6 protein-coding genes are annotated in these 5,835 nt (G+C 72.5%); 3 read left to right on the top strand and 3 right to left on the bottom strand.

Annotated features, from left to right (window positions below; all coding sequences use genetic code 11):
- The first annotated feature begins 219 nt into the window (after positions 1 to 219).
- The 3 genes from Mrose_RS17700 to Mrose_RS17690 all read left to right on the top strand — a co-directional run bounded on the left by Mrose_RS17700 (position 220) and on the right by Mrose_RS17690 (position 4,265).
- Entirely contained in the window at positions 220 to 1,863 is a 1,644-nt protein-coding gene (locus Mrose_RS17700; protein ID WP_119280515.1) for an AlbA family DNA-binding domain-containing protein, read from the top strand.
- A 532-nt stretch (positions 1,864 to 2,395) separates the two neighbouring features.
- Positions 2,396 to 3,397: an exodeoxyribonuclease VII large subunit gene (locus Mrose_RS17695; protein ID WP_182482900.1), complete on the top strand. Its 1,002-nt coding sequence runs from the start codon at positions 2,396 to 2,398 to the stop codon at positions 3,395 to 3,397.
- Between the two features lie 76 nt (positions 3,398 to 3,473).
- Positions 3,474 to 4,265 (top strand): DUF1385 domain-containing protein, encoded by a 792-nt coding sequence (locus Mrose_RS17690; protein WP_119280513.1) that lies wholly within the window; start codon positions 3,474 to 3,476, stop codon positions 4,263 to 4,265.
- Positions 4,266 to 4,383: 118 nt separating this feature from the next.
- Here Mrose_RS17690 and Mrose_RS19705 read toward each other — a convergent pair whose 3' ends face one another.
- From Mrose_RS19705 to Mrose_RS17680, 3 genes are all read right to left on the bottom strand, one after another.
- Positions 4,384 to 4,509, bottom strand: a complete 126-nt coding sequence (locus tag Mrose_RS19705) for a hypothetical protein (protein WP_275052669.1) — start codon at positions 4,507 to 4,509, stop codon at positions 4,384 to 4,386.
- A gap of 160 nt (positions 4,510 to 4,669) precedes the next feature.
- Positions 4,670 to 5,206, bottom strand: a complete 537-nt coding sequence (locus tag Mrose_RS17685; protein WP_119280511.1) for a hypothetical protein — start codon at positions 5,204 to 5,206, stop codon at positions 4,670 to 4,672.
- Positions 5,190 to 5,711 carry a TraB/TrbI/VirB10 family type IV secretion system protein gene (locus Mrose_RS17680; RefSeq protein WP_182482899.1) on the bottom strand — a complete coding sequence of 174 codons (522 nt, stop codon included), beginning with the start codon at positions 5,709 to 5,711 and terminating at the stop codon, positions 5,190 to 5,192. Before Mrose_RS17680 ends, Mrose_RS17685 begins: the two co-directional genes overlap by 17 nt.
- Positions 5,712 to 5,835 lie beyond the last annotated feature (124 nt).

The following is a 5,835-nucleotide window of genomic DNA, read 5'->3' as shown; positions in this document are numbered from 1 at the left end:
GCTCGAGGGGGCCCGTAATCTGGTGGTCTTCCCCGACCGGCTGCGGCCCGGCAGTTGCCTCACCCTCTACGACCCGGAGGGGCTGCTGCGCCTGACTCGAGAGGGATAGCCGCACCCTGCAGGCCTGAGGCAGATCAGGTTCTCGTTGGGGCCGCTGCGTGGCACGCCAAGGAGTGGGCTGAGCCCAGAAAAACCCACCCGTCAGAGGGAGGAAGTTGCATGGAACGTGAGGTGATCGAGCGGGTTGCCCTATGGTTCATCGAGAACGGGATCGAGGCACCGAAGGCCGACGTCAAGCGCGCGCTGCCCCCGGCGGCCGAGCTGGCTAAGGACCTCACCGCCATCGCCAACACCGACGACCACGACCCCGACTCCCCGCTGCACCGGCAGGAGCCCCGGCTGCTCAACCACGGGCTGCTGATCCTGGGGGCCGACCGCGAGCAGCGCGCCGTGCTGGGCTTCGAAGGCTGGGAAAAAGTCGACCAGGCCGAGGCGCACCTGCAGCAACAGCTGCGCAACCTCGTCCACCCGGTTCCCGCCTTCAACCTCTACCAGTTCGAGCAGGAGGGCAAGCGCTGGGCGGTGGTGCTGGTCTACCCCAGCATGCAGCAGCCCCACCTCTTCATCCGTGAGGCTGAGAGGATCAGCCGCGGTGACTGGTACGTGCGGCGAGGCAGCCTCACCGAGCGGGCCCAGCCGGAGGACTATGCTCGAGTCCAGAGCAAGGTCCTCGAGGTGGCCCAGGACGCCCGCCGCCGCGCCGAGGAGGTCGAGCGCAGGCTCTCCGACCGCATCGACCGGCTGGAGAGCGGGTACGCCGAGCTGCTGCAGCGCCTGCTGCAGGGGGCGTCCGCCCCCGATGCCGCGCCGCCGGCGGGGGAAGCGAGCGCCGAGTTGCTGCTCGAGGCGGCCAGCGGCCGGGAGCCCAACCTGGCCGAGCTGGTGCGCCTGCGCCTGGCCCCCGCCGAGGACCGCGTGCACCAGGGCCTGCTCGACGAGGCGCTGCGGCTGCGAGACTTCCTGCAGTCCGACGGGGTGCCCTGGCTGCTGCCCGATGACCCCGAAACGCTCCGCCAGGCGGTGCGGCACCTCGAGGAGGCGGCGCAGCCCCTGGCGGAGGGTCTGGGCGAGCTGATCCGCCGCGACGCGGCGGAGGCCTACGTCCCCGCCCTGCGCGAGGCGTTGGAGATCCTGGCGGAGGGTCTGTGGGTGCCGCTGGGTGTGGGGAGCTACAACGAGCTCGCCCGCGCACTGCACGCCTACCCGCTGCACCTCCTGACCTACCAGGCCTGCCTGGTAGCCCATGCTCACCGCCGGGCTGCCTACCTGCGGGCCTTCGTCGACGCCAGGATCCCCGCCGGCGCCTTCCGGGGCCAGGGGGCCGCCGTGCGGCCCTGGCTGCCGGGGGTGCGCGACCGAGCCATCGTGGCGCGAGATGCCTTCCAGCCCGTGGACTCCCGCTGGTGCGAGCCCCTGAGCACCCACACCCTGGAGGTGCTGACCGGGCCCGCGGGGTGGGCGCTGCCCCACCTTCCGCTCAGGCCACGGGAGAACCTAAAGGGGTTCTTCGTGCAGGCCGAGTTCTTGATGGCCCTCGCCTCGCTGGAGAACTCCCCCGAGCGCCCGCTGATCGGGGTCTACCTGCTCGAGGGCGTGGGGAGCGTCGAGGACCTGCGGGCGGTGGTCAGCCCGCCCCCCGCCCACGTGTGCCGCGCGCTCAAGGTCGCCCCGAAGGAGCTGGTGGAGCGACTGATCCTGTGGCTGCTTCAATCTGGTGGCCTCTTTCCGGGGTGCGCCGTGCGGGGCTTCCACCGCGAGGAGCTGAGGACCGGGGAGTGCCCGCCACCCCACGACGCCCCCTGACCCCCTTAACACTGCCCGGCCCGCGCGCAATAGCCGGGCGAGGACCGCGCAGGTGGGGAGCTGCTCGAGCTGCGGCGCCGACGAACTCCAGTTGGCGCCGCAGGTAGTCAGGAACGTTCTCATGAAGACCCGGCCGAGCCCGGTCGCCGGGGGCTATAGTGGCTCGATGAGCACCGAACATCCCGTCCTCGACGGCCTCCCCGCCGGCCCAGCCGTAGACGCGGGGGGTGTGCCCCAGTGACGCTGCGCCTGCTCGTCGCCGCGGAAAGCTGGGCCCTCGAGGGCAACGCCCGGGGCTGGCTCCTGCGGGTCCACGACCCGGCCGACGAGTGCACCCTCACCCGGGCCAACGCCTGCGCCGGGGGCGCGCTGGTGCTGGCGGTGCCGATGGGCGAGGGCGCGCGCTACTACACGCCTCGCCGGAGGCGCTTCCCGGGACCTACGGCGCTTGGGCCCGGAGGCGCCCCCTCCTGGCAGGGGTTAACGGGTCTTCCGCACCCCCCGCGAGGCTTGGGCAGGGCAGAATGGGGGCATGGCCGAGGCCATGCCCCCCTCCGAACCCCAGGCCCGCACCCTGCGCGAGGTGCAAATGGGCCTCGAGCGTTTCCTGACCCACGCCCTCAACCGCGAGGGCCTGCCCCGCACGGTGGTGGTGCGGGGGGTCTACCGCGACTGCGGCGGGCGCCCCTACGGGCGCTTCGCCTATGACCGCCTGGAGGACGCGGCCGAGGCCGCCTTCGACCTCAAGGTGCCCCTGGCGCTGCGCCCGCTGCTGGCCGACGGCCAGGAGGCGCTGCTGAGGGTAGCGCTGGACCTGGCGGTGGTGCAGGGGCGGGTCAAGGCCAACCTCGAGGTGCTGGAGGTGCTGGGGGTGCGCCCGCCCGCCGCCAGCGAGGAGGAGGTGCGGCTGCTGCGGGCCCTGGGTGCGCGCGAGCGCGCCGACGTGGCGGGCTTGCTGCGCAACCGCCTGCGCCAGGGTCAGCCCCCCTACCTGGCGCTGGTCTACGGGCAAAGCGGCATCGTCAACGCCGACGTGGACCGGGCCCTGGGCCCACGTCGCGCCGCATACCGCCTGGAGGAGAACCGCGTCGCGCTGTCCGACCCCGCGGCCCTGGCTCGCGCGCTGCGGGCCCTGGCCGAGCGGGGCCCCGACGCCATCGCGGTGGTACGGGGCGGGGGCGAGGGCCTGGGGGTCTTCGACCACCCGGCGCTGCTGGCGGGGGTGCTGGGGCTGGGGGTGCCTTTGCTGAGCGCGGTGGGCCACGAGGCGGACCACACCCTCTTCGACCGCGCCGCCGACCTGCGCCTGTCCACCCCGACGGCGCTGGGCCACTGGCTGGGCGAGCTGGCCGCCGAGGTGGAGCGTGAGCAGGCCCAGGGCGACCGGCTGGCGCGGCTGGAGCGGCGGCTGGCCGAGCTCGAGCCCCTCGCCGAGGCCGGGCGGCGGGCGAGGCTGTGGCGCGCCTGGGCCGTGGGCGCCTCGGCGCTGGCCCTGGCCGCGCTGGCCTTGGCCCTCCTCGCGCTGCGCCCGTGAGCTGGCGAGCCCCCAGCGGCGCACACGGCTCTCATCTTGCCCCCCGCCGCCCTGCCGTCCCCGCTACAATCAGGGCGTGGAAGCGAAGGCGCTCACGGCGCGGCTCATCGGGGGCATGGCCCTGCCGCAGGGGGTGTTGTTGATGAGCGAGGAGCGGGTGGCCCTGGGTTACCACGACGCCCAGGGGCGGCTGCAGCTGTACACCCGCGACCTCAACCCCCACTGGGCGCGCCGGGCCGGGCCGGCGGGCACGCTGGGGCTGCTGCTCCTGGAGAGCCTGCGGGCTTGGTGGCGGACCCAGCAGGGGCAGGGGGAGGTCAGGGTGATCCTGGCGGGGGCGCTGGCGGGCGCCCCGCTGGGGCTGTTGCTGCGGGCGCAGGCGCTCTTGCCCGCCTGGCAGCTCAGCCTCCTCTCCTTGGCGCTGCTGGCGCTGGTGATGGGCTCGATCTACCGCCTCTACGCCCCCTTCCGGCAGGCGCTTTGGCACAGCCGGCGCTACCACGGGGCCGAGCACATGGCCGTGCACGCGCTGGAAGCGGGCCAGGCCATGAGCCTCGAGGGGCTGCGGCGGCAGCCCATCCTCCACCCCTTCTGCGGCACCAACCTGGCGGCGCTGTGGTTGCTGGCGTTCCCCCTGGTGCTCCTGCTGCCAGTGTGGCTCCAGCCCCTGATGGTGCTGCCGCTGCTGCCGGTGTTCGGCTGGATGGCCCGCAACAAGGACCGCCCCCTGGCGGGGAAGCTGCTGGCCATCGGCTACTGGGGCCAGCGCTACACCGTCGCACACCCCGAGGAGCGCCACCTCGAGGCCGCCCTCAAGGCGGTGGAGGGGTTGGGGTTGGCGCGTGGGGTGGGTAGCGCTAGCGCTTAGGGCCAGGCGGCGCCTCGAGCCGCCCTGGCCCGCCCGGTGCAGCCCCGGTTGGGGCAAAAAAAGAGCCCCCTCGAGTCCCGGACACTCGAGGGGGGAGGGGAGCGGCTGTGGCTATGGATTACCTGGGGTTAGCCCGCCAGACAAGGTAGGCGATCCCGGCGGTCACCAGGACCCCCGGAACTATGCCGCCCATGAAGGCGAGCGCGGTCGCGGCAGCGGCAGCGACGAAAAGGATCAATTTCATACATCTTCCTCCTTTCAAAGCCCAGTAGGGCAGAAAGGAGAACCTGTGTCTGTTTTTCAAGCTCCCCGGAGAGCCTGAACGACTCAGGCTCTCCTATGGAAGGATTATATACCAGCTTTTCGCCGCCGCGCACCATCGCTCCTCGGTCGTCAGCCATCAGTCAGTCGCCATCGCCATACCAAGGCGCCAACAGCACCCGTACCCGCGGCTCCTGGGGCAGCACCCGCCTGAGGTGATTGAGCCGCGAGGGGATCGCCACCCCCCAGAACTGCCGGGCGTACATCCGGCTGAAGCCGGCGTGCTTGCGGCGGATGTCGGCGCGAGCGTAGCCCAGGTCGTACTCGACGGCGCAGGGCCCCTCCTGCGTGTACCACACCGCGTCGGGCGTGGCGTCGAGGTGAACCCTCGCGGCGTCGGAGTACCAGTCCTCGCAGCGGGCCTTGAGCGCGTAGCGCATCTCGGCCACCCCCGCCAGGTGGCGCAGCGCGAAGTCGGGGAGGGCGGCCGCCTCCTCCAGCGCCACGAAGACCACGCGGAACTTGCGGCGCCAGGTGGCCTCGTTGATGGTGTGCTCCACCAGCACCACCCCCTCCAGCCCCGCGGGGTCCACCCCCGGCCAGCGCCGCCGGAACTGGCGCAGGCTCAGGGCCTTGTCACAGGCCAGCGCCTCGCGCGGCGACTCAGCGACCGCCCACATCCCCCGGCACCACCAGGATCTGCATGCGGGTTCCCGGCTCGAGGCTCCACACCCGCACCACGCTGGTGGAGTCGGGCGGGGCGGCGATCTGCTTGGCCGACCCGGAAAGGATGGTCAGCCCCAGCGGCGGGGGCGCGCTCGAGGAGGCCACCCCCCCGCCGGGCAGGATGGTGGTGGAGGAGCTCTTGGCGTAGAACTCGATGTAGGAGACCAGGCCCGAGGCGGCGCCCCGCAGCAGGTTGGTCACCAGGTTGGGGGCCTGCTCGCTGACCTGCGCGGGGACGCCCGCCACCCCCCGCTCGTCGAGGGCCACCGCCCGCACCACGTAGGCCACCTTCCCCTTGTAGGCCCGGTCGAACTGGATCTGCAGCCGCCCGGCCCTGTCCAGCGTGGCCACGCCGAAGAAGACGTAGCCCTCCTTGGTGCGCGCCATCAGCGCCGCCTGAGAGGAGCCCTCGGGGATCACCACGCCCGAGACCAGCTCCCCCTGTTGCTTCTCGCCCACCTCGAAGGGGTACTCCGCGGCAGCCGGGGAGTTAGGGTGGGCGACCTGGGCAGCGTGCAGGAGAAGTACAGCGTCGATAACTACGTGCGGGTCAACCAGCAGCCGGCGGTGCTGGTCTCGGTGC

Origin of the sequence: Calidithermus roseus (genome assembly GCF_003574095.1) — a bacterium.
Lineage (GTDB): Bacteria > Deinococcota > Deinococci > Deinococcales > Thermaceae > Calidithermus > Calidithermus roseus.
Note: the sequence above shows the minus strand (reverse complement) of the source record. Positions and strands in the feature narration are given on the sequence as shown.